Annotated in this window: 28 protein-coding genes and 1 tRNA gene; 18 read left to right on the forward strand and 11 right to left on the reverse strand. The window is 38.1% G+C overall.

All coding sequences use genetic code 11. From position 1 onward, the window contains the following. Position 1: 1 nt before the first annotated feature. Both V4596_02630 and V4596_02635 read left to right on the forward strand, forming a co-directional pair. The gene (locus V4596_02630; protein MES2768016.1) at positions 2 to 988 is read left to right on the forward strand and encodes an HD domain-containing protein; all 987 of its coding nucleotides are present in this window, start codon (positions 2 to 4) and stop codon (positions 986 to 988) included. Then, positions 985 to 1,794 carry a YihY/virulence factor BrkB family protein gene (locus V4596_02635; GenBank protein MES2768017.1) on the forward strand — a complete coding sequence of 270 codons (810 nt, stop codon included), beginning with the start codon at positions 985 to 987 and terminating at the stop codon, positions 1,792 to 1,794. Before V4596_02630 ends, V4596_02635 begins: the two co-directional genes overlap by 4 nt. Here V4596_02635 and cysE read toward each other — a convergent pair. Continuing rightward, entirely contained in the window at positions 1,791 to 2,291 is a 501-nt protein-coding gene (gene cysE, locus V4596_02640; protein MES2768018.1) for a serine O-acetyltransferase, read from the reverse strand. The two genes, V4596_02635 and cysE, sit on opposite strands and share 4 nt — an antisense overlap. 114 nt (positions 2,292 to 2,405) lie before the next feature. Here cysE and ttcA point away from each other — a divergent pair, with 114 nt between their 5' ends. Further along, a complete protein-coding gene (ttcA, locus tag V4596_02645; GenBank protein ID MES2768019.1) occupies positions 2,406 to 3,248 on the forward strand; it encodes a tRNA 2-thiocytidine(32) synthetase TtcA in 843 nt (280 codons plus the stop codon). Continuing rightward, entirely contained in the window at positions 3,248 to 3,904 is a 657-nt protein-coding gene (locus V4596_02650; GenBank protein MES2768020.1) for an SAM-dependent methyltransferase, read from the forward strand. Before ttcA ends, V4596_02650 begins: the two co-directional genes overlap by 1 nt. A gap of 213 nt (positions 3,905 to 4,117) precedes the next feature. Here the strand turns inward: V4596_02650 and V4596_02655 are convergent, their stop codons facing one another. From V4596_02655 to V4596_02680, 6 genes are all read right to left on the reverse strand, one after another. Next, positions 4,118 to 4,702 carry a sigma-70 family RNA polymerase sigma factor gene (locus V4596_02655; GenBank protein MES2768021.1) on the reverse strand — a complete coding sequence of 195 codons (585 nt, stop codon included), beginning with the start codon at positions 4,700 to 4,702 and terminating at the stop codon, positions 4,118 to 4,120. Between the two features lie 3 nt (positions 4,703 to 4,705). Continuing rightward, positions 4,706 to 5,146, reverse strand: coding sequence for a DoxX family protein (locus tag V4596_02660; protein MES2768022.1), 441 nt, complete (start codon positions 5,144 to 5,146; stop codon positions 4,706 to 4,708). 41 nt (positions 5,147 to 5,187) lie between these two features. Continuing rightward, on the reverse strand, positions 5,188 to 5,877 hold the full coding sequence (locus tag V4596_02665) for a DNA-binding domain-containing protein (protein ID MES2768023.1): 690 nt from the start codon (positions 5,875 to 5,877) through the stop codon (positions 5,188 to 5,190). Then, entirely contained in the window at positions 5,843 to 6,682 is an 840-nt protein-coding gene (locus V4596_02670) for a DUF692 domain-containing protein (GenBank protein ID MES2768024.1), read from the reverse strand. Before V4596_02670 ends, V4596_02665 begins: the two co-directional genes overlap by 35 nt. Before the next feature lie 92 nt (positions 6,683 to 6,774). Next, the gene (locus V4596_02675; GenBank protein MES2768025.1) at positions 6,775 to 7,014 is read right to left on the reverse strand and encodes a hypothetical protein; all 240 of its coding nucleotides are present in this window, start codon (positions 7,012 to 7,014) and stop codon (positions 6,775 to 6,777) included. A 550-nt stretch (positions 7,015 to 7,564) separates the two neighbouring features. Further along, positions 7,565 to 9,001 (reverse strand): transglycosylase SLT domain-containing protein, encoded by a 1,437-nt coding sequence (locus tag V4596_02680; GenBank protein ID MES2768026.1) that lies wholly within the window; start codon positions 8,999 to 9,001, stop codon positions 7,565 to 7,567. Between the two features lie 256 nt (positions 9,002 to 9,257). Between V4596_02680 and V4596_02685 the strand changes: the two genes are divergently transcribed. Beyond that, positions 9,258 to 9,812, forward strand: coding sequence for an NUDIX hydrolase (locus V4596_02685; protein ID MES2768027.1), 555 nt, complete (start codon positions 9,258 to 9,260; stop codon positions 9,810 to 9,812). 72 nt (positions 9,813 to 9,884) lie between these two features. On the opposite strand, the gene V4596_02690 is transcribed toward V4596_02685, so the two are convergent. Together V4596_02690 and V4596_02695 are read right to left on the reverse strand one after the other, a co-directional pair. Next, entirely contained in the window at positions 9,885 to 10,316 is a 432-nt protein-coding gene (locus tag V4596_02690) for a hypothetical protein (protein MES2768028.1), read from the reverse strand. After that, positions 10,301 to 10,960: a hypothetical protein gene (locus V4596_02695; protein ID MES2768029.1), complete on the reverse strand. Its 660-nt coding sequence runs from the start codon at positions 10,958 to 10,960 to the stop codon at positions 10,301 to 10,303. The genes V4596_02690 and V4596_02695 overlap by 16 nt, the downstream gene beginning before the upstream one ends. 173 nt (positions 10,961 to 11,133) lie before the next feature. On the opposite strand from V4596_02695, the gene V4596_02700 reads away from it, so the two are divergent. The 9 genes from V4596_02700 to V4596_02740 all read left to right on the forward strand — a co-directional run bounded on the left by V4596_02700 (position 11,134) and on the right by V4596_02740 (position 20,061). After that, a complete protein-coding gene (locus V4596_02700; GenBank protein ID MES2768030.1) occupies positions 11,134 to 12,018 on the forward strand; it encodes an ABC transporter ATP-binding protein in 885 nt (294 codons plus the stop codon). Positions 12,019 to 12,020: 2 nt separating this feature from the next. Next, positions 12,021 to 12,788: an ABC transporter permease subunit gene (locus V4596_02705; GenBank protein MES2768031.1), complete on the forward strand. Its 768-nt coding sequence runs from the start codon at positions 12,021 to 12,023 to the stop codon at positions 12,786 to 12,788. Further along, positions 12,781 to 13,599 carry a prepilin peptidase gene (locus V4596_02710; GenBank protein MES2768032.1) on the forward strand — a complete coding sequence of 273 codons (819 nt, stop codon included), beginning with the start codon at positions 12,781 to 12,783 and terminating at the stop codon, positions 13,597 to 13,599. Before V4596_02705 ends, V4596_02710 begins: the two co-directional genes overlap by 8 nt. Positions 13,600 to 13,795: 196 nt before the next feature. Next, positions 13,796 to 14,851 (forward strand): type IV pilus assembly protein PilM, encoded by a 1,056-nt coding sequence (pilM, locus tag V4596_02715; GenBank protein ID MES2768033.1) that lies wholly within the window; start codon positions 13,796 to 13,798, stop codon positions 14,849 to 14,851. Further along, positions 14,848 to 15,459, forward strand: a complete 612-nt coding sequence (locus V4596_02720) for a PilN domain-containing protein (protein ID MES2768034.1) — start codon at positions 14,848 to 14,850, stop codon at positions 15,457 to 15,459. Before pilM ends, V4596_02720 begins: the two co-directional genes overlap by 4 nt. Next, on the forward strand, positions 15,459 to 16,022 hold the full coding sequence (pilO, locus tag V4596_02725) for a type 4a pilus biogenesis protein PilO (protein ID MES2768035.1): 564 nt from the start codon (positions 15,459 to 15,461) through the stop codon (positions 16,020 to 16,022). Before V4596_02720 ends, pilO begins: the two co-directional genes overlap by 1 nt. After that, on the forward strand, positions 16,019 to 16,588 hold the full coding sequence (locus tag V4596_02730; GenBank protein MES2768036.1) for a pilus assembly protein PilP: 570 nt from the start codon (positions 16,019 to 16,021) through the stop codon (positions 16,586 to 16,588). The genes pilO and V4596_02730 overlap by 4 nt, the downstream gene beginning before the upstream one ends. After that, entirely contained in the window at positions 16,585 to 18,678 is a 2,094-nt protein-coding gene (locus V4596_02735; GenBank protein MES2768037.1) for an AMIN domain-containing protein, read from the forward strand. The genes V4596_02730 and V4596_02735 overlap by 4 nt, the downstream gene beginning before the upstream one ends. 75 nt (positions 18,679 to 18,753) lie before the next feature. Beyond that, complete coding sequence (locus V4596_02740) at positions 18,754 to 20,061, forward strand: replication-associated recombination protein A (protein MES2768038.1); 1,308 nt, start codon at positions 18,754 to 18,756, stop codon at positions 20,059 to 20,061. On the opposite strand, the gene V4596_02745 is transcribed toward V4596_02740, so the two are convergent. Both V4596_02745 and V4596_02750 read right to left on the reverse strand, forming a co-directional pair. Then, a complete protein-coding gene (locus V4596_02745) occupies positions 20,058 to 20,804 on the reverse strand; it encodes a penicillin-insensitive murein endopeptidase (GenBank protein MES2768039.1) in 747 nt (248 codons plus the stop codon). The genes V4596_02740 and V4596_02745 overlap by 4 nt on opposite strands. 12 nt (positions 20,805 to 20,816) lie before the next feature. Beyond that, positions 20,817 to 21,125, reverse strand: a complete 309-nt coding sequence (locus tag V4596_02750; GenBank protein MES2768040.1) for a cupin domain-containing protein — start codon at positions 21,123 to 21,125, stop codon at positions 20,817 to 20,819. 230 nt (positions 21,126 to 21,355) lie between these two features. Here V4596_02750 and V4596_02755 point away from each other — a divergent pair, with 230 nt between their 5' ends. The 4 genes from V4596_02755 to V4596_02770 form a co-directional block, all read left to right on the forward strand. After that, positions 21,356 to 21,841: a hypothetical protein gene (locus V4596_02755; GenBank protein MES2768041.1), complete on the forward strand. Its 486-nt coding sequence runs from the start codon at positions 21,356 to 21,358 to the stop codon at positions 21,839 to 21,841. Positions 21,842 to 21,969: 128 nt separating this feature from the next. Next, positions 21,970 to 22,045 (forward strand) — tRNA-Ala (locus V4596_02760). Between the two features lie 303 nt (positions 22,046 to 22,348). Next, positions 22,349 to 22,600 (forward strand): hypothetical protein, encoded by a 252-nt coding sequence (locus V4596_02765; protein MES2768042.1) that lies wholly within the window; start codon positions 22,349 to 22,351, stop codon positions 22,598 to 22,600. A gap of 143 nt (positions 22,601 to 22,743) precedes the next feature. Further along, positions 22,744 to 23,144: hypothetical protein (locus tag V4596_02770; GenBank protein ID MES2768043.1), on the forward strand; the 401-nt coding region annotated here is incomplete at its 3' end.

Genomic DNA, 23,144 nt, shown 5'->3' on the forward strand with positions numbered 1-23,144 from the left:
TTTGGAAAAAATTTACGTCAAAGATTTAAAACCTTCACAAGCTATTAAATGTACATTTTTAGTGAAGGATAAGAACTTAGGAACAGACAAGAAAGGCCATTCTTTTTTAAGTCTAGTGCTTTCAGATAAAACTGGCCAAGTGGACGCAAGAGTTTTTGGTCAAGCAGAAGAAATGAATGAACTGTTTGAAGTGGATGATTTTGTTTTTGTAAAGGCTACAGTTCAAAAATTTCAAAATCGTAATCAACTTGTCATTCAGAATATCGAAGCGATGAGCCCAACCTCGGTACAGATTGCCGATTTTTTGCCCACTACCAAAAACAACATCGAAGAAATGTTCTCGGACCTTATCAAGATTTCCCAAGAGGTTAGAAACCCATTCATCAAAGATCTAATTTTAAACACTCTAAACGATTCTGAAATTCAGCCACTCATCAAAAAGTGCCCGGCAGCAAAATCTGTGCATCACGCCTACATTGGAGGATTGCTAGAGCATACTCTTTCAATTTGTAATGTGATGAAATTGATATCGCAGAATTATAAAGAACTGGATTTAGATCTTTTGATTTTTGGAGCTATCTTTCATGACATTGGGAAGGTGTGGGAGCTTTCGTTTGATACGTACATTGGTTACACGGACGTAGGAAGATTGGTTGGCCATATTCCTCTCGGCAGCGAGCTTGTCGAGAGAAAGGCAAAAGAAATTCCTAATTTCCCTGTGGAATTAAAAAATGTATGCAAGCATCTAGTGCTCACTCACCATGGTAAATTAGAATATGGATCCCCTAAGAGACCAAAATTCTTAGAGGCTATGGTGGTGGGTATGATTGACGAGTTGGACAGCCGTATCAATTCGATGATGACCTACATGAACGCTCAAATGAGTGAGAGCAACCCCGAGCAAAAATGGTCCAGCTACAATTCCATGTATGATCGCTACTTTTATCTTGATGTGCTTAAGCAGCAAAAGGCTAAAGTCGAAAAATGAAATTTTTAAAAGACTTCGCCAAATCAATATGGAAGAAGTCCAACGAAGATCTTCTCTTCACGCATGCGGCAGCGTTGACTTATTATTCGTTTATTTATTTTGTACCGATCTTGGCTCTTTTCTATTTTTTCTTTGATTACTTCAATGGATTTGAACAGATTAAAGCTTCGATACAAAGTTTCGTAGGAGTCTATCTCGCGCCTCAACTTGCAGAGACGATTTTGTCATACGTGCAAACAATTCAAGATAGAGTTTCGGTAGAGGCCATTGGTATTTTTGGATTGATCGGTTTTTTAGTTTCGAGTTTTTTGATGCTCTATCAAATTGAATTTTCTTTCAATGCCATGTTGGGTAGCAATCATCCTGAGCATAGAATTAAAAGGATGATTAAATATGTGATTCTAATGACTTTAGGACCAATTTTTATTGGTCTTTCTATTCTTGCACAGCGATCGGTTTATAAAATCACGGACGGCCACGTTGAGATCACGGCACTTTCAGTTCTTGTTTCTATTTTACCTTTGGTAACAACATTGATTTTTATTACGACAATGTACAGGTGGGTTTCTGCAATTCGATTGACTTGGAAGACCTGCATGAAGGCAGGTGCATTTGCTGGAATTGGGATTGAAGTTGTTAAGCAACTTTACGCCTATTACGTCGTATACTCTTTGAAGGGTAGTCCCTACGGTGCAATGGCTGTGCTGCCACTATTTTTAATTTGGATCAATACCATTTGGACAATCACTTTGCTTGGGGGGCAGATCTGTTGTTATTTGAATGCTAGGGAATCAAAGGTTTTTTAATCTACTTTTAGTGTTGCAGGGATTCCTGTAACAATCACACCACTAGGAACATCACGAGTCACTACAGAGTTTGCGCCCACGACAGAGCTGTCACCGATCGTAATATTTCCTAAAATTTTTGCGCCTGCTCCGATAATCACTTTGTTTCCGATAGTTGGGTGTCTCTTTTTATCTTCAAAATTTTTTCCACCGAGAGTAACTCCGTGAAAGATCAAGCAATCATCACCGACGATTGCGGTTTCGCCAATCACAACGCCCATGCCATGATCGATCACGACTCTTTTGCCTAGGCGAGCGCCTGGATGAATTTCGATCCCTGTTAAGAGTCTTCCGATTTCTGAAACGAGCCTTGCCAGGATATAAAGTTTAGCCTGATATAGTGGATGAGCAATTCTATGAAAGCCTATAGCTTTTACGCCAGGATAACAAATAAACACTTCGAGCAAGGATTTGGCTGCGGGGTCATAATTTTTGTACGCTCTTAAGAACTCAAACATGGGCCTAAGTTATAGAAATATTATCTAAAGATCAACGAATTAGCTTGAGTCTTATATTCTTTTTGAACCCGAATATATTGATCTTTGTTTGCTGAATGTGCTAACTAAGTGTCTATGTTAGAGACTCAAACGAAAACCCCTAAAAATAATGCCACGGTGGATAGTGATAAATCAAATCTAGAGAAGCTGGAGAAGCGTATCTTTAGAAAGGTCGGCACAGCTATATCTGATTTCAATATGATCGAAGAGGGTGACCGCATTTTGGTGGCAGTTTCGGGTGGTAAAGATTCGTGGGTTTTGCTTCATGTTTTAAATGAACTGAAGAAAAGAGCTCCTATTCATTTTGATTTGATTGTCGTAAACATTGACCAAGGCTATGCAGGATTCAGGCAAGATCTTATCGATGATTTCTTGGAAACTAAGGACATCAAGAGAGACATGCAGTATTTTGATATTGCAACTCTACTTGATGAAAAAATGAAGGATGGATCTGTTCCATGTTCTCTTTGCGCAAGATTAAGAAGAGGCGCACTTTCTGGAGCTGCTAAAAAATTAGAATGCAATAAAATTGCTCTTGGTCATCATTTGGATGATTTTATTGAGACCTTGCTTTTGAACGAATTTTTCTCTGGTCGGGTAGCAACTATGGCTCCAGTTCTTCAGCCAGAAGAAAGTCCAGAGCGTGTAATTCGTCCTCTGGTCTATGTGCCCGAGAGCGACATTATTGAATTTGCAAAGTCTGAAGGATTTCCGATTGTGTGCTGTCAATGTCCACTGATGTGTGGGGAGAACACGCATATTGATCATAAGAGACGTTACATCAAGACGCTGCTAAAGACCTTGCAGAAAGATATTCCAGAAATCAAGAATTCACTCATCGCCTCCATGGGCCGCGTACAACCTAGCCATATGTTAGATAGAGATATTTGGGATTTCACAAAAATGGAGAAGAAGTAATGCTATATGTAGTTGCTCTTCCCATCGGAAATCTCGAGGATATCACATTGAGGGCTCTCAAGCTCTTGCGAGAGGCCGACGTGATCATCGGGGAAGAACGCAAAGAACTCATTCCCATGCTAAAACATTTCGAAGTAGATTTTCATTCTAAGACTTTAGAGTTCTTAAATGAGCATTCGGATAAAGAAGACCTTCAGCATTTGAAAGGTCTTTGCAAAGATAAGAATGTCGTTCTGGTTTCAGATTGTGGAACACCGGTGTTTTGTGATCCCGGCGCTCACTTGATTTCACTTTGCAGAAAAGAAAAGATTTCAGTGATTTCTGCACCTGGTGCTTCAAGTTTGATGACTCTTTTGAGTTTGTCTTCAGAAAAACTTTTAAAATTTCAATTTGTTGGATTCTTGCCTCGCGAAAAAGAAGATCGCCAAAGAGAAATTGCAAAACTTAAAAATATCAAAGAAAGCTTTATCGTGATGGATACGCCTTATCGCTTAAAGGCCACCATCGATCAATTGGCTCAAGCGATGTCTGGTCGTAGAGCGCTTTTGGGTTGCGATCTCACTCAAAGCAACGAGCTTGTAATTGAAGACACGCTCTCCAAAATCAACGCTCAGCTTGGTGACGAAAAAAGAGAGTTTATTCTTTTAGTTTACTGATCTTATTTAAAATATCTATTTTAATTTTATCAGTAGCAGATTTATTGAATTTAGAATTCATTAAATGCTTAAAACTATTTTGTAATGTGATTATATGCTTGTAATATCTTTGACACATTTTACACAAAGCCAAGTGAAGTTTTATTTCTATTTTCTTTATAATTCCAATATCTTCAGATGAACTAATTTTTTTTGTTACTTCTCGACAAGTCATCATATTACTACTGCCTTTTTTTCAATGCACTCTCGGAGTCTATTTCTGGCTCTATACAAGAGTACATTTAGGTTAGTCTCAGTAATCTCTAAAATCTTACAAATATCCTTAGAGCATTCTTCATCAATTTCTCTCATAGCAAAAGCCATACGCTGAATGTCCGGAAGCTTTTCTAAGCAATTCTCGATTTCTTCTTTAGTATTGGCTGTGAGAAGAAAACTTTCAGGGTCAATTGGTGATTGAATCCAATGGCCAGTATTATCGAACCTATTGTTCATGTGATTATCAATTGGGTCGTTTTTATCCATTTTTTGTTTATTTCTAAATTGATCGTGAATTTTATTGTATAAAATTCCAAATAGATAAGTTTGTACTTTAGATCGAGCTTCAAACTTATGAGCAACATCGAGAAATGTTAACCATGTGGATTGTGTACAGTCGGCTGCGGCCTCTTCATTGAGTCCCATGCCCAGGCAGCATCGATAGAGTTTGTCTGTATAAGCTTCTACCAGTTGGCTTAGAGCTAAAGGATCTTTAGCTCTAATTTTTAAAATAAAAATTTCGGTAGAAAATACATCTGACATTATTTATTTTTTTCGAAAAAGAATTTGATCTAAAGAAAAAGCTCCGGAACCCAATGTAAATACACAGAGGATAATGACGGCATACAATGCTGGACTAAGTTCTGATAATGCATAAATCGAAGTCACGTCCTCTTTATGTGCAGTGAGAACGGCAACAACCATAATACAAAAAAGTGGTATGCAAGATAATCTCGTAAAAAAACCTACAAGAACAAAAATTCCAAAAATAACTTCACTGAAGGCGGCCAGGGGAGCTTGAATTGTTGCTAATGGAATATTGAGAGATTTAAAGTATTCAATCGTTTTGCCTAAGTTTTGCAATTTGCCCCACCCTGCAGGGATAAATACCGTAGCGATGAAAAGGCGTGGAATTAATTTTAAAACTGGATCTAATATAAAAGATAAGCTTTGGACTTTACTATCAACTCTACTAAAAAAACCCACAGATATCTCCTCGTATATTTAATTGCTCCACAGAGTGAGCGTTATTTTTGAATGCCGACAATCAATCCACGACTGGAGAGCATTGCGAATATCCTAAATAATTCTTCTGGACTACTAATCCTTTCAACAATTTTAGAAATATTCAAGCCTTCAAGTATCATATCTATAATTTTATAACTATTGAGATCAATTTTATCAGTAGTCACTTCGCTATCTGCGCGATATAGAAGGTAGAGGTGATCACCCTTTATGGCCAACTGTACTGCTGGATGGAGTTCCATTTTTAAAGTTAGTATCTCTTCTTCTGAATATTGCGACAATGTGGATATATCAACAGGAATTTTGTGATGGGCGGCAAATGTAATGCATTTCTTCCATTCAAAATTTGCAGACTCATAAAGGTCCCTTTCATTTTTAACATCAAAAAAGAGGGGGAAGCTCTGGCTGTATTCACCGAGATTATTGAATTTTGAAGGATTTTCTTTAAGGAATTTTCTAAGCTGACTTCTTAGGTCTCCCTTAGTTTTTTTAATCAATTCAAAAGTTTCAGGAAAATCTTCTTCAAGAGACTCTTCGATGCGCAGGAAGTAAGCATTTTGATAAACTTTCAACCTTTGAAGTTTAGAGAACTGTGCTGTCTCTCTAAGAGGTAGAGAGTTTAAAAACTCAGGCTCAAAATTTTTAGTAATGGCTTCTTTAAATTGAAGCTGTAATTTTTTTAGTGAATTCACTTTTTACTCCGTTACGAATTTCATGAGCTCTGAGAATTTCTTTTTCTAGTTCTTGCCAGTTTGGAATAGCCCCATCTCTTTCTATCATTGATGTGAAGAAACCTAAATTCTGTTCTGTCCATTGAAATAGCTTCCAAACCTCTTCACACACGGGCTGGTCATGTGTATCTATGAGATAACCGTCTTTGACGGAATGACCAGCAAGATGAATTTGTCCAACCCTCTCTAAGGGCATGGATTTTAAAAAATCTATGGGATTAAAACTATGATTTACTGAGCTGACATATATATTGTTAATGTCTAATAAAATACCGCAGTCAGCTTTCTCAGTTAATTCTTTTATAAATTGCCATTCTGTCATTTCTGTATTTGTATATTCAAAATAACTAGATACATTTTCTATTAAAATTCTTTGGCCAAGAAAATCTTGTATCTTTAAAATTTTATCTGAAAGATATTTCAAATTCTCTTTGGTGAAAGGAACAGGTATTAGATCATGAATATTTTCACCATCAACACCTGTCCAGCAGAGATGATCTGAAATCCAAATAGGGTCAATGCTGTTTGCAAGTTCTTTTAAGCGCTTAAGATAATTCGCATCTATTGGATCAGCAGATCCAATATTCATAGAAACTCCATGAAGAGCAATAGGCAGCCTCTCTCTTATTTTTTCTAAATTAGAAAATGCTTTTGGTTTTAAACCATTTTGCCAATTCATGTAGTTTTCAGAGACGACTTCGCCCCATTGAATGCTTTTTGGTAGTTCGTTGAGAAATTGCATTACATGAGGACTCCTGATTCCCACGCCGATACCCTAGTTTTTGAAAAGCTTTTGTTTCATATTTACCTTAAATTAAAGGGGGAGTTTATCCCCCATGATATTAAAGAGTAACTAAGTTATTTAGCTTCTTCTTTAGCAGCGCAGTGGTCAGCACCTTTGCAATGATTTTTATCATTTTTGTTATCTTTGCCTTTACATGATGCTTTATCTTTAGCGCCGCAGCCCTCTTTACCTTTGCATGACGCTTTTTCAGCTCCAGCTTTTGGTTTTTCGTGATCATTAGCTAAAGCTGCGCTTCCAGTTGCTAAACCAGAGATAAGAGCTGCTGCTAGTATCATTTTTGTATTGCGATTCATTGAATCCTCCATCTTTTCGTAGCCGGAATTGGCTATCGATACATTAGGCCCATGGCACTACAGTATTAGTGTTTTAAGCTCATCCTTTATTACATAATTTTTTAGATTATATTTGTGGGATAGTTGATTCTGATTGAATCGCCTTATTTTGAGAAGTCTCGTTACTATAAAATTCATTTCTTAACATTAGCTTAAGACTTTAGGCTTGAGATTTATAAAGAGATTTTTATTTTCAGCTCGATATTTTTTTACCAGATAACTTACTGTATAGCCACATAGCAAAAACACCAAAGAGCCACCAAAATGCAAATTGGATAAAGAAAGGCCAAATAGTGTTTTGGAGTTTATAGTTCAATGAAAATGGATAGAGGAGAAAGCAAGTGGCCAACACAAAACGATCAAAAATCGTTGAGAGAATATTTGTAGGCTCACTATTGGAGTAGAAAATAATATGTATAATTAGTAAAAAAAGCCAAACCCATGCAAAGATCATGGATTCAAAGACTTTCTTAAAGGTGGGCACGAGATGATACATGCCTAAAATTGTATATTAAATTTCTCTTGAGGCAACTGAAATAGCAGAGCCTCTCAAGGCTGCATGCCAGTGGTCGGTGAATCCTTTTTGAGAATCCTCTCCAGTTCCGCGCCCTAAGATTGCATCCACGTAGGCTACGTTACTAGTTTCCCACTTTGTCATTCTGGATTTGTTCTTTCCTACATAACCATTGGCTCTTAATTTATGTCTGAACATAAACAAGCGAACCGTTTCCCAGTCATTATTAAGGGCGATATCAAATTTATCTTTAGCAAAGGCAATATCGCTTTTTGAAATCTGAACCCAGCCCTCTCCGCCATTGTAGGCAGCAAGAGCTTTTCTAAAATTATCTTTTTCTGTAAGGCTCATGGTTGCCCAAGAGCTTGATGTGGGTTGAGCGCCATTATTTACGATGCTGTATTTATTGAGAAGCACCTTCATTCCGCCTTCAAGATTTACCGCAGGGTTTTGTAGGCATCTTAGAGATGAATCACTGGCCATTTGATCAATGGTTTTTCCTTTCAAAGACTGAAGCTGCTGTGGAGTGCAAGAATCGACATTGGTTACGGTCCTTGTATTCAACTGAAATAATCCCACGCTCTTTGATCTGGATTTTTTGTCTCCAACGGCATGGCAAACACCAGCAGATTCTTGTGTTAAAATTCCTAGCATCACTTCTGCTGGAATATTTTGTTTGGGAGCAACTTCTTTTACATAGTTAGCAAAATCATCAAACTTTAATCCAAAGCAAGTTCTTTCAAAATTTCTCGCGATGGCATCAAAGCTTCCGCCAATTCTTTTTGACCTCATCATAGCGTTTGTGTGATTTTTTACTTTTGTTAATTCACTTTGTAAGTCAGCGCGAATTCTTTTTTGTAATGAATTTTCGTCATCGCAGTCAGCAATGCAAGTTTTTGCTTCTGTCGTCTCATGGCGGCCTCCATTTGCATAAATGGAAGGTTTAGAATTTTTAATTTTAAACTCTCTTGAATCTACAAGATTTGTTTTATGAGTAGTTTCTAGCTTAAGACCACCGCGCTCTGCAATGTGTTTAAGAGCTACAAAACCGTGTTGTCCATTCATGGATTTATTGTCAGGCATGCTCACGATTTTGACTGGAAAGAAATGTTCGTAACTAGGTCTACCTCTCTTATCAAAGCGAGTCTGTTTGATATTGCTTTGGATCATCCAATTGTTGAGAGTTTTATTGATATCAACTTTATTATCTGTCTTAATAACGAATTCATCTGGAACCTCTAGCACTGTACCTTTAGGCATAACTGTTAAAGCCTTAAGAGTTGGTGTTTCTGTAGAGTCAATGCCTTCCACTCTAAAATTTACAGCTGTATCGAGTTCTATATTGGCTGCAAATACCGAAGAGGGAAAAATCATATTTATAATAATAAGAGCTGACAATATACTCTGAGAAAATTGTTTTAGTTTGTTTTTCATATATTACGTCCTTAAAAGAAGTTCGGAAGCCTAATACCTACTAGAGCAGAGAGTATGCCATGTGAACTCTTATAAAATCGCTTTGATGTACATTTTTTGATCAGGTAGTTTTGAAGTGTCGAACAATTTTTGTCAAAATGGGGAAATTATCGTAAAATTTGTCCAATTGCCTTTTTTATAAATCGAGAGACTAAATATTTTGGTGTTTAAAAGAAGTCTTGCAACAATTTAGAAATGTCGTCTACGCTATTAATCAATGAGTAAGATTGAGCCTTGGAAAACATTAGAATCTGAAGAGTTAGCAAAGTACGGATACTTTCGTATGCGCAAGGACAAGTGCGAGCTTCCAGACGGAAGAATCATGCCTGGCTATTACACCATTGAATTTGCTGATTGGGTGAACGTGATTCCAGTGACAAAAGACAAGAAGATTGTACTCATCAATCAATATAGGCACTCTGTGGAGCAGGTCACGATTGAAATTCCTGGCGGCTCAACTCATCCCAAAGAAAACGAACCTGTCGAAAAAGCAGCGAGAAGAGAGATGGAAGAGGAAACTGGTTATACCTCAACAAATCTAGAATTCGTTGGTTTTCAATATCCCAATCCCGCGCTTTTATCCAACAAGATGCACACGTTCATTGCTTGGGATGCGGTAAAAACAAAAGAGCAAGAATTAGATCCTTACGAAGACATTGAAACTTTTGAGGTCACTTTTACAGAATTAAGAAAACTCATTGAAACAGGCAAGATCCCACACTCGATTATATTAGGCTCTTTTCTATTGGCTCAAAAGAAATTAAACTTCTAAACATATGTACGCAGAGCGGCGGTTGTCGCTCAAAATGAGGAACCAGCTCTAACTGATTTAGGAAGAAATAATTTAATCGTCGCAGCAGTTCATATTGATAACTACTTCTTTAACCTTTTTGTCTTTGCCAGGAAGAATAACCAATTGCCAAGTGTCCTTATTTTCTTTCCAGCCTTCATTCAGTATGTAAGTTGGGGTACTATCACTAAGGAAATAACCAGTATTTTCGCCTAGTAAGAATTTAATTTCCTTGATGTCAGTTCCTGCTAATTGATTTTTTTTAAGAAGGCTTACTGCCATTTTCGATCTAGTGATTAAATTTGCTTTTTTGAATTCGGCTGCATTGAACTCTTGCTCACCAAAAAGAGATTTGGCTGATTTATAATTCAAGGTTATGCCATATATTTCTTTTTTTAATTCCGCTAAACTAAAAATTCCAACAAATAAAATAAGAAAAACTATAGGAATATATATTAAAAATTTATTTTTCATTTTTTCTTCCATATACCTTCTCTCGGTTTAAGAACAGTAGCTTTATTAGATTTTATTGCCTTAATTGCCTCTTTTTCAATATTCTCTTCGTTTAATTTCTTGTCTTTTTTAAGTTTAGCATAAATCTCATGGCCAAGTTTGTTATTTTTTAAATCCATAAGTTTTCCAGGATCGTTATCTGGTAACCCAGATTCATGCGCATTTAAAAATTTAGAGGATAGCTCTATCCCAATTTCATCGGCTGTTATGGCCGCCCAAGTAATATGCCTAAAAGCATCGCTCTCACTGTCAGGTAAATCCACTCGAAAGTTATTAGTGACCATGCTTTGAACACTATTTTTGGCGAAGTAAACGTCTGATGCTGCTTCCAGATTTTGAGCTGAAAGTTTTAGCTCGTCATATGTTAAGCCAAATACATACAAAATGTGGTTTAAATTTCTGTAGGCATATTCTTCTGGAGTAAAGCAATATTCTTCACAATGTCCTAAACATGAATAATCGTTATATTCGTAAGTTGTTGTCCAGCACTTATCGTAACAAGAAGGAGTGAAGCGTTCTATTTTTAAATCCTTATTCCAATCAATGCATTTCTTTGGCACCTCTGCAAAGACCAAAGCGGAATTAAAAATCAATGTGAAAAAGAAAAGAGCAGGCATTGCTAAAAAATATAATAAATTTTATTTAAAATATACTGTTATCTAACTTATAAGAATAAAGTATCAGATCATTCCGAATATCGGACCCCAAGTTTGAATTTCTTTTACAACGCAGGGCTTCGACGGCGCCGCAAGTGATTGCTTTTACTCTTTAAACTTCACAAAATGAATACATGGCAAATGTATTAGAAGTTAAAAATTTAACGAAGTCTTTTAAGCGCAATCCGTGGTCAAAGCCCAAAGAAGTGTTACATAATATTTCTTTTTCTTTATCTCAAGGCGTGATGACTGGTTTTTTAGGAATCAACGGGTCTGGAAAAACAACAACGATCAAGTGTGTACTCGATTTGATCACTCCTGAAAAAGGTGAAATCAAATTTTTCGGTGAAAAGATTTCTAGAAATATCAAAAAGCGCATTGGTTATTTACCAGAAAAGCCTCAGCTCTATGATCACTTGTCTGGCGGAGAGTTTTTAGATTTTGCCATCAAGCTTTCTAGAAATAATATTTCTACCTCCAACGTAGAGTCAGAAAAAAAGATCGATGAAATTCTTGAACTCGTTGATTTGAAACATGCTAAAGAGGCAAGACTCAGAGAATATTCTAAAGGTATGTATCAAAGAATGGGGTTAGCCCAAGCGATCATCAGAAACCCAGAATTAGTTATCCTAGATGAACCGATGTCGGATCTAGATCCTGCAGGAAGATCTTTAGTAAAAGATATCCTTAAGAGAATTCAGTCTGAGAAAAAAGTTTCGATCTTTATTAGTAGTCACTTATTGCAAGATATCGAAGATCTTTGCCCGGAAATTGTGATTCTCAATCAGGGCGAGATGAAATACACCGGAAAAACTTTAAGCTTTATCAATAAGCTCAATCCAAAATTTGATATCACTTTTGAAGATAAAAATAATTTCAAAACTGTGTCCGTAGATTCTGAAGAAAGTCTCCAAGCAGAAATCGACAAGTTGAGAAGCCAAAAAACGAATATCATCACAATCCAAAATCAAAAATCTTTAGAAGAAGCCTTTAAGAGCTTCATTGGGAAGGATTTTTAATTATGAATCAAATTTTAACAATCGCTCAAAATACCTATAAAGAATTGATCAGAGATAAAGCTCTCTTTATTTTAATTTTCTTTGCCATGGGATTGCTGGCCTTAAGTATTTTACTTTCTCAGCTTTCAATTCATGAGAACTTAAGACTTACAATCGACTTTGGGTTCTCTGGAATTTTCTTAGCAATCGTTGCCATGACTTTATTTGTAGGCAGTACACTTGTATTCAGAGAGATTGATAAGAAAACAATTTTATTCTTGATGTCTTATCCTTTAAGTCGCAGCCAATTCATCATGGGCAAGTTCTTTGGATTCACAATGATGCTTTGTACATTGATGTTGGGGTTGGGAATTGCTTTGGCCACACTTCTTTTTGTTATTCAGTGGGAGCCAACAGTATCTTTCTTGATCGCCTTCTATGGAATTTTTCTTGAGATTCTTGTACTGCTAAGTATGACACTTCTTTTTGGAGTCATTATTCGTCCAATCCTCGTAGTTGGTGCAGTTGTTGGACTATTCCTTATCGGGCATGGAATGAATGGTTTTGCGGAAATCGTTGCTCGCGGCCAGAATGAATTCTTAAAAACTTTAAGCCAAATTTTAAAATGGTCACTTCCTAATCTAGAAAACATGAATTGGATGAATCAAGTTGTATATGCGGAGATCATTCCAGGCAGAACAATGTTATTTGCGTCGGTTTATACATTGGGTTGGGTTATTTTTTTCTTAAGCCTTGCGATCGTATTATTCAGGAGGCGTGATTTTGTTTGATGAAATCATGAATCCTTACATGAATTTTTATTGGACGGGTGCCTTTTTTATTTTAGGAGCTCTCTTCGGCAGTTTTGCTAACGTTGCCATATATAGAATTCCCAAGGAAGAAAGCGTCGTTACTACTGGCAGTCACTGTTATGGTTGCAAAAATCCTGTAAAATTTTATGACAATATTCCTATTTTATCTTGGCTGATTCTCAGAGGTAAATGTCGAAACTGTGGCGCAAAATTTTCTTTTAGATACTGCTTAGTCGAAATCATCACTGCATTTTTATTTGCAGGAACTTTTATGAAATTAGGCTGGAGCTTTTTTCTTCTAGAAGTTCTGGTTTTAATTCTAGGGCTAGTGATAGTTTCATTTATCGATATAGATCATTTTATTATTCCAGATAAAATATCATTGCCAGGAATAGTTATAGGTTTAGTAGGTGGGCTTCTCAATCCAGAGAGAACTTTTGTGGATTCACTCTTGGGAATGCTTTTGGGTGGAGGATTTCTCTGGGCCGTGGCTTATGTTTATTTTCTTTTAAAAAAAGAAGAAGGTATGGGCGGCGGCGACATCAAGCTTCTTGCTTGGATCGGTGCAATTCTTGGTTGGATGAGTATTCCATTTATAATTTTAGGTTCATCTATTCTTGGAAGTATTGTTGGACTGCTCATCATTTGGAAATCCAAAGACACTAACTCTTCAGGAATGAAAACCGTAATTCCATTCGGACCTTACATCGCATTCGCGGCAATCTTGTACATTTTTGGCGGCGAAGCCATCGGAAAATGGTACATCAATCTTTTTATGCCAGGACTCTGAGTGCGTACTGAACTCTTATAATTGAGTTACCGGTACCTAAGGTCCTAAGACCTAAGTCACAAAGATGTGTGTCTAGCTGGTGCTAGACCTCCACCAATTTGACTAATAGTCCAAATCCGCGATTTAATTAAGAATGTAGTGTATCTACCGGTCAAAGAATGACCAGTACGGCAAGATGTAAGTTGGGACAACACGGATGTTTTTTGATTCAAATAAAGTCATCGGACTCGACATTGGAACGAGCTCAATAAAAATCGTTGAGTTGGATGTAGGCCAACGCAAGACGACAGTCATGGCTTTTGGCGTAGCTCCTACTCCTGCGGGCACAATTGCAGGAGGAGAAATCATTGATCCCATCACTCTTTCTCAAGCAATCAAATCTCTCATTGAAAAAATAAATACAAAAAGAAAGCACGCTAGCGTAGGAATTTGGGGAACAGCCGTGATCGTAAAGCGTGTTGGCCTTCCAAAGATGGATCTTCAGTTGCTCGATGAGCAAATTCGTTGGGAAGCAGAACAATATATTCCATTCGATATTCAGGAAATCAATTTGGAATATCATGTTTTAAATTCTTCTCAAGCAAGTGCTGACACCATGGATATTCTTCTTGTGGCTGCCAAAAAAGATTTAATCATGAACTATTTAGAAACGGTAGAGAGTGCTGGTATTTCTTGTTCAGTTTTAGACGTAAGTAGTTTTGCTCTAGCAAATTGTTTTATGAAAAATCACCCAGAGTTCAATAATGACACGATTGCTGTTTTTGATATCGGCAGTGGCATTACAAATTTTGTTGTTGTTGAGAATGGCGAAGTTGTTTTTGCCAGAGACATTCCGATGGGTGGATTCAATTACACTTCAGACATTCAAAAAGGAATGGGCGTAAGTGTAGAAGAAGCTGAAGGATTAAAGTTGGATATCTCTCTCGGCAGACCTGCTCCAGAAGAACTTAAGACTATTGTGCAATCTTCGCATGAAAATTTCTGTGATGAACTGAATCGCAGTTTGGATTTTTTTACATCAACTTCGAATCAAGGAAAAATCCAAAGAATTTATCTTACAGGCGGCGGCAGTTTAATGATTGGCCTTAAAGAATCATTAGCCAATCTGTCGCAGTTGCCTGTGGAAATGTTTAATCCTTTCCACAGCATTCAAGTGGATAAGAATGCGATTGCGTCAGAATATATTTCTCAAATTGCACCTCTTGCAGCAGTTGCGGTTGGATTGGGTTTACGTAAAGCGGGTGACAGATGATTAAGGTCAATTTACTTAAGGACGCCGGAAAAAAACAAAAGAAAGGTGGGGACTCTACCATTCTTGATTCTGATTTTCGAAATGCAGTTGGAGGTGCCGTTGGTGAAAACAATGCCATCATCAAGAGAGTTGCATTCTTGATAATTCCCATTATCGTGGTTTTTGCTTACACCTGGCACGTAGAAAGTGGGTTGAAATCTGACGTAGAGAAATTAAATAAGCAAGCGGTAGTTTTGGATGGTCAATTGGAAGCCTTAAAGCCTGAGCTGAATACTATTGAGCAATTGAAAGGTGAAAAAAACAAACTTTCAACAGAGTTAGGCGCAATCAAAGAACTTTCTAAGAAAAGATACACTTACGTTAAGATTCTAGATTCTCTCCAAAGCTTAATCCCAGAAAAAGCATGGGTCACAAAGCTAACTATAAAAGACCAAATCATTTCTATAGAGGGAAGAGCTATCGAAGATGCGATCATCTCGTCTTTCATGCAAAATCTAGAAGAAAGTGCCTATTTTTCGAATGTAACATGGGTGAATTCAGCAGAAGTGAATGAGCCTCAAGGATTAGTGAAGTCATTCAGTATTCGACTCGACTTGGAGAATATCTAATGAAAGAAAAATTAGAAAACATGCCCATTCTAGTGTTTCTTTTGGTAGGCGTAGCCTTTGCGGGATACAATTACATGGGAAGTCTCTCGATTAACGAAACTCTACAAAATCAAATTGCTCAGTTGAACTCTCAGCTTCAAGAGAAAAAAGTAGGCCTAACAAAAGCCCAAAACTCAAGCTCTGAAATTCCTATGATGAAAGAGGAAATCACAAAGCTCAGCCAATCTTTAAGCAAGGCCACAGAATTGATCCCGGCAAGTGGTACGACGAGAGATGTTGTTATGGTGGTATCTGAAGAAGCTAAAAATGCCGGAATCAGAGTGACTCAGGCTCGTCCCACAGATGGTCAGACAAAAAACTATTTTGATGAATTACCAATGGAAGTTGAATTTGAAGGTTCATTCTCTCAGCTTACACTTTTCATGTATCAACTCTCTAAGCGTCAATTGATTATCCATCCAACAGATATGAATCTATCAACAAAAGAAATTGTTGATGGCCAAACAAATCTCAAGATGGCAGGTAAGCTCGTAGGATTTAAATACAAGGAGACTAAACGATGAAAAAGTTTACTCTCTTGGGAATCATTTTTACAGGCTTATTGGCTGTGGGACTAAAATCTTTCGCTCAAAACTATCAAGAACCAACGGCTCCATCTTCTTTAGAAGATATGCAGGAGATTCCCGATCAAACAGTTGCTCCAACAAATGTGGTAGCACCATCTCTTTCACCACAAATAACAGATCCATTCTTAGAAGGTTTTTTTGAGGACATTGGTTACACACCAACGGACCGTAGAGATCCATTCTTACCGTACTTAAGTCCAACAGTAAAACTGACTCAGTCTCCGAGTATTCCTCTGGAGCCGTTACAAAAATTTGCCTTAACACAATTGAAGTTAGTAGGAATCATTTGGGATGTGGGACGACCTAAGGCACTCGTGGAAGATCCTTCGGGCAGAAGTCATATCATCATTGAGAATACGAAATTGGGCCAAGAGATGGGTTATGTAGCAGCTATCCGCGAAGGTGAAATCATCGTGGTAGAGCAGTTGGTCAATGCTGAAGGAAGAAAATCATTTCAAACAAAGATACTTAAGCTTTCTAGCGTAAAAGGGGTTGGGCAATGAAAAAAATAATAACAAGGTCAGATCTAATGAAAAGACTACTAGCAATGATGATGGTTTCCATCATGACAATTTCTCAATTGAGCTGTACGTCATCTTTTTCAGATGGAGAAGAAGGCGATGAAGTAGCACAGGAAACGGCACAGCTAGAGAAAGATTCAGAGCAACCGGATGCTGAACAACCAAATGCAGATAACAACGCGGAAGCTTCCGAAGAAGAAGTTGATCTCAACGAATCAGAAGTGGCTGCACAAGAAACTGTACAACAACCTGCAACAGATTTTGCTGACGAAGAAAATTTAGATGAAGCTTTTCAAGCTGAAAATCAATCGGAACAAGTTCCTGAACCAGAAATTTCAGAAACTCCGGCTTACGAAGACGAATTGTCAGCCGTGGATTCAAATGTACGCGTGACAGGTTTAGATTACAAAGCAAACGAGAACGGCGGAACCATCGTCATTCAAACAAGTGGGCCAGCGAAGTACACGACTCAAGAGAATGGTGCAAATAACCAATACATCGTTGAAATTGATAACGCTGAACTTCCTTCTCAATTCCAAAGACCATACAATACAAAAGAATTTTCCGGCGTCGTGGGCATGATCAATGCTTATCAAAGACCTGGAACAAATAAAGTTAGAATTATTGTTCAGTTAAAAAAGCCAACGCCTGTCTCTGTAGTGCAAGAAGGAAACTCTTTAGTGGTGGTTCCCGGTGCTGCTGTAGCGGCAACCCCGACTCCAGAAATTTCAGCGGAAGCTTCCTCGGGCGCTTCGCAATCCTCAATGGGTGGTCAAGAAGTAGCTGTAGCAGAAGATGATGGTCAAGCAGGTGAGAGACCAACAGCATTGAATTCTAAAACTTTAGATGAATTCCTAATGGGCGAAACAAAGTTTTACGGAAAAAAGATTTCAATTGAAATCATCGACGGAGAAATCAGAGACGTTATCACTTTTATCTCGGAAGAGAGTGGTGTGAACTTAGTTCTTTCAGATGAGATCAAAGGAAAAATTTCTGTAAAACTAAGACAAATTCCTTGGGACCAAGCTTTGGTTGTGATCATGCAAACCAAACAACTGGGTTACATCCGCCAAGGAAATATCCTAAGAATTTCAACACTGACAAGTATCCGCGCCGAAACAGATTCTGCAAAACAACTCCTAGATGCGCAAAAACAATTGGAACCTTTAAAGGTAAAGGTATTCCCAATTTCTTATGCAAAAGCAAAAGATCTTGAGCCCCAAGCAATGGGTTTCTTGAGCACAAGAGGTTCTGCAAAAGCAGATGAAAGAACAAACAACCTTGTCGTGAGAGACATTGCCGAGAACGTAAATAAAATCGAAAAACTATTAACAAGATTAGATACGCAAACTCCGCAAGTTTACATCGAGGGTAAAATTGTAGAGAGTAAAACCTCAAACGCGAGAGAAATTGGTATCAGCTGGACAGACAACAGTGCAGGTGCAGTGGGTCTTAATTTAGCGACAGGAAATGTGATCAACACAGGTAATATTTCTTTATCAGCAAAACTCGCGTTATTGGAATCAGACGACAAAGTTAAAATTCTTTCTTCGCCAAGAATTGTAACTCTGGATAATCAACCCGCAAATATAGAGCAGTCGACCCAATTCCCGACATATATCACTACCATCGATGAAGAAACAAATGAGAAGACAACAACAGTAGAATACAAAACTGTAAAGCTTAGCCTCAACGTAACTCCCCAAATCACAGCGGATGGTGGTGTGATCTTAAAGACAGAAATCCTAAGAGAATTTGCAGGTGCCGTGGATACAAGAGCGCCAGACACAGGAGCTCGTTCCCTCAACTCAAGAAGTGCTAAGTCTACAATCCTCGTGGATAACGGAAGCACAGCCGTCCTCGGTGGTATCTATTCAACGGACAACACCGAAGGCAACGCTGGTATCCCATTGTTAAGAAAAATCCCAATCATCGGTTGGTTGTTTGGTCAGGACAAAATGACCTACGACAAAAACGAATTATTAATTTTCTTAACTCCAAGAGTAATCAATAAAGACAAAGCTTTCAATATGATGAGCGAAGACACCGACGCCGGCTCCGACACCCTATAAAGGTGAGCCGCACCTTTTCCAAAGGTTTGCGTCATTAACTTGAATTTTTGAGGTCCATAGCTTACAAAGGCAGCCATGGATCTTTTCTCTCAAAACGAACAATTTGATACGGATAGACCGCTCGCAGAACGTTTGCGTCCCAAGGCTTTAGAGCAAATCGTTGGCCAAGAAGATGTACTCAAAAAAGACAGCTGGCTGAGAAAAAGTCTAGAGTCCGATCAATTTCCAAGTTTAATTCTATGGGGTCCTCCAGGTACGGGGAAAACAACATTCGCAAAAATCATTGCCACGCACACCCAAAAACAATTCATCGCCCTCAACGCAATTGCAACTGGAGCAAAAGAAATCCGAGAAATTTGCGAGTCAGCAAAAAATAACAAGCGAATGTATCAGCGTGGAACAGTTTTGTTTATCGATGAGATTCATAGATTAAACAAAGCTCAACAAGATGTTTTTTTACCTTACGTCGAAAGTGGCGATATCATTTTAGTTGGCGCAACAACTGAAAATCCAAGTTTCGAAGTGAACTCGGCCCTTCTCAGTAGATCCAGAGTCGTAGTTTTTAAAAGGCATGTAGATGAATCTCTCTTAAAAATCCTAAATAGTGCTTTTGAAGAATATGAACTTTCCATCGATGACATTTTCCAAGAGGATTCTCTCCAGTACATTCTTCAATTGGCAGATGGAGACGCAAGACGCCTTCTCAATCGCGCAGAAGAAATCATAATTTATTACCAAAATCTCACGGCCAAATCGGCATTCCCGGTGGATGTAGAAAAACTCAAAGATCTTTTGGGTTCAAAAACTCTTTATCACGACAAATCTGGAGAATCACACTACGACACCATCTCCGCTTTCATAAAAAGCTTAAGAGGATCAGATCCCGATGCCGCTCTTTATTATTTAGCAAGATTACTCGAGGGTGGTGAAGATCCAAAATTCATCGCAAGAAGACTTGTGATTTTAGCTTCAGAGGATGTGGGCAACGCAGATCCAAAAGCTCTAGAAATCGCAACCAGTGGATTTCATGCAGTAGAGATGATTGGCCTTCCCGAATGCGGAATCAACCTCGCGCAAGTGGTTGTTTATTTGGCTTCAGCACCAAAATCCAATTCTTCATACATGGGATTAAAGCGCGCTCAAGCAGAAGTTCAAAAGTCAGGACAACTTCCCATCCCACTCTCTATTCGTAACGCTCCAACAAAGTTTATGAAAGAACAGGGTTACGGCAAAGATTATAACTATGCACATGAGGGCGACAAAGGCTGGCAAGAACAGCAGTTCTTACCAGACGATATTAAGGACAAAAAATTCTACGAATCCAAAGGTTTGGGTTTCGAAAAAAAAATGAACGAATATCTCAGCTGGTTAAAAAACCGTTAACAACCAGTCTCTTCTTCCAAGATAGATTGAAGTAAATCCAGCTCCATTCTGTTATTTCCACAACCGTTTCCTGGTGCAGGTGGATCTTGCGCCACACAGCGGGGACTTCCTGGAGGACAAGTAATACGCACATGCATATGGTCATCATGCAAGGATGCAGGTCTCATGATTCTCAAAGCCTGTTGAGCGATTGGATCTCGGTTGTTCACATGAATTGCGCAAAGAGCTCTTTTAATACCAATATCAACAAAAACACGCTCTACTTGAGGAAAGGACGCAAGTTTTGTCAAAAGCTGCCAATTTCTCTCAGCATCAAAATTTTCCGTGGGTTTGCCTTTTTTTACAAACTTCTCAACATAGTTGCCAGCCCAAAAGGGATCTTGCTCTTTATTGTTCTTACGATAGTAAACGATATCAGCGTCTAGACCGTTGCGATGACTTTTGTGTTGTCCAATGGTCCCACCTTTAGCGTTAGCTACATCTCCAATTTGGAGGCGATCCCTGCCAGGATACTTTTGAGCCACCTCATGGGCGATAGTCTCAATCATGGTGGCCAATTCGTGAGTGCTGTATGTGCGATCCTTGGTTCTTCGGATCTTAACTAACCCTGGTGCCTCTGGCGGTAAAGTAGTTGGGTTAACTAAGTTACCATTGGTGTAGTACCGGATTGATTGTTCGATCCCTGCATATGAAAGCGATGCACAGATCACGGATGTGATGACGATCAAGATGTGTGTTTTCATACATAAATGGTATTAAAGAGGAGGTCTTTGGGCAATAACACAAAGACAATCGCCCTGACCATGTGCGCCATACTGATGACGTGTATTGGACGGAATTTCGATACGATCACCAGCGCGAAGTAACAACTGATTTCCAGAAACGTTGACCAGTAATTCACCATCAACGACCATTCTGATTTCATCAAATGGATGACGATGTTCTTTAATTTTTGATTCGCGCGGAAAAAGCTCTTCGATGGGCTCGAGACCTTCGTTCACAAAAATCATTTTGATCTGTTCGATCGACGGAATAATCGGCGCTTGCCAACGTGTAACAACCATAGGTGAGTATTTAACTAGAAAAACTGTTCTTTGTCATCAATGTTTGCGGAATGGTTGCGTCACTCATCAAGTTGTTCTCTTTTGAGATATTTCCCTCTGTAATCAGACAAAAGTGTCTAAAATCCTGACCGATCTGGAGACTAGATTTCGTGTTTAAAATACAAATAGTTTAAGTCTCAAGATTACGACGTCGAATAGTTTCATGTAAGATAAATACAAGGAATGAAAACATGATAGAGAAGAATAAGCATAAAGAAGTCATCATCAGTTTTGTAGCTCAGGCTCATGGTCTAGAAACAAAACACGATCAGCAGCAAATTGAAATTCTACAAACAGTGGATAGAAAGAAACTGTGTTTTCAATTCAATCAAATTGAAGATGTCTTAATACGAGACGACTCACAGGAAAAACCTTTCTTGCAGTTGAATTTTTCAAGCGGTGACAAGATTTTAATCACCGACGAACTCATCGGATTCAAACCCATTCCATTCCAAGGATTTGATATTCACAAGCTTCCAAAAGTAGTGACGACATCAGATTTAGTGAGTGTATTTGAAGCAGCAGAAGAGGCTTTAAGTACAGGAAAAGTAGAGGAAGTGGATGTATTGAGACAAGTTTTCAATTCTATCTTGATGGGTGGCGAAATTGTAGGCTTCGATCTAAAAAACGAGAAGAGTTGGTTCGCAAATCTAATTTCAAAAATCGCTTCTGCTTAAGATCTGGGCATCAAATCGAATAAGGTTACAGAAGAAGATCCTTCAGGGATCTTCTTTCTTTTTATAGTTTAAAAAAGACTATTGACGAATTTCACAAAAAATCCTACAAAGTTTATTCCCAATTATTTGGGGGTGTAGCTCAGTTGGTAGAGCGCCAGCTTTGCAAGCTGGATGTCGCAGGTTCGATCCCTGTCACCTCCACCATTCTTGAAACCAGGAATGAGTTCTAAGTTATTAATTCCATTACATTCTGATTTAAGTGATAGGTAAAGCCAGGTTCCGTGGTTTTATATGGGATCAATAAATTAGAACTACTTCTAAAAACAGGGGAGACTTTATCAAAAATTTAATTCCACCCTTGCCAGAGGATGGATCAAAGAAGCAGGTATATTTAATTTTCAGCCTAACTCAAAATCTTACGTATCATCAGAAACTCTACTTATTCCTATATCTGAAATTCGACCACCCCTTCGCAAAGAAGGAGTTGAATGGTTTGAGCGGGATCGTATGGTTGAGATCTTGAAAGGCTTCGGAACAGAAGCTAGCATTCCAGCAATTGAAGTATATACGAAAGAATCGACAGAATATCGATATGAGGTACGCAATGGCTTTCACAGATTCTACGCGTCTTTAGTTGTAGGATTTAAATATATTCCCGTGGTTATTAAGCCATATTTTAATTGGAATGATTTCTATAACAAAAATGATAAAAAATCAGTTTTAAGCGTTTTAATTTTTTTGATCTTTGCCATTCAATAAAATTCTGGAGAAATATTTTTTCGGGTTTTAAAATCATTTATGTATAGGATTTCCATGTGGCACCGTGGTGCCACACTCTATTTTTAATAAGCTTTATTTTTCTCCATGTTCACCGTTAATAGTGATTAACAAAGGAGAGAGAAATGAAAATTCTTTTAAGTATACTGATTTTATTATCTGTAATAAATGTTCAAGCTGGCGATGTTGAGCTGAGCTGGGGTGAATCTATAACTATAGGTTCTACTCAAGTGACTTGTGGACCATCTAACACCAATTCTTGTTCTGATGATGAGAATCCTTATGTCGTATGCATTAATAAAGGTTATCAACCATCGACTTGTGCAGTATTAACTAACGGTTGTGATTCTGGCCAAGTAGCCTGCTTGAATAAAGGCTATCAACCCAGCACGTGCGCAAATGGATCTGGTGAAGATGACTCCGGTAATCAATCTTGCGAAGACAGCAATAATCCTTATATCGTATGCATTGATAAAGGTTATCAACCATCGACTTGTGCAGTATTAACTAACGGTTGTGATTCTGG

Source organism: Bdellovibrionota bacterium (assembly GCA_040386775.1).
Lineage (GTDB): Bacteria > Bdellovibrionota > Bdellovibrionia > Bdellovibrionales > JAEYZS01 > JAEYZS01.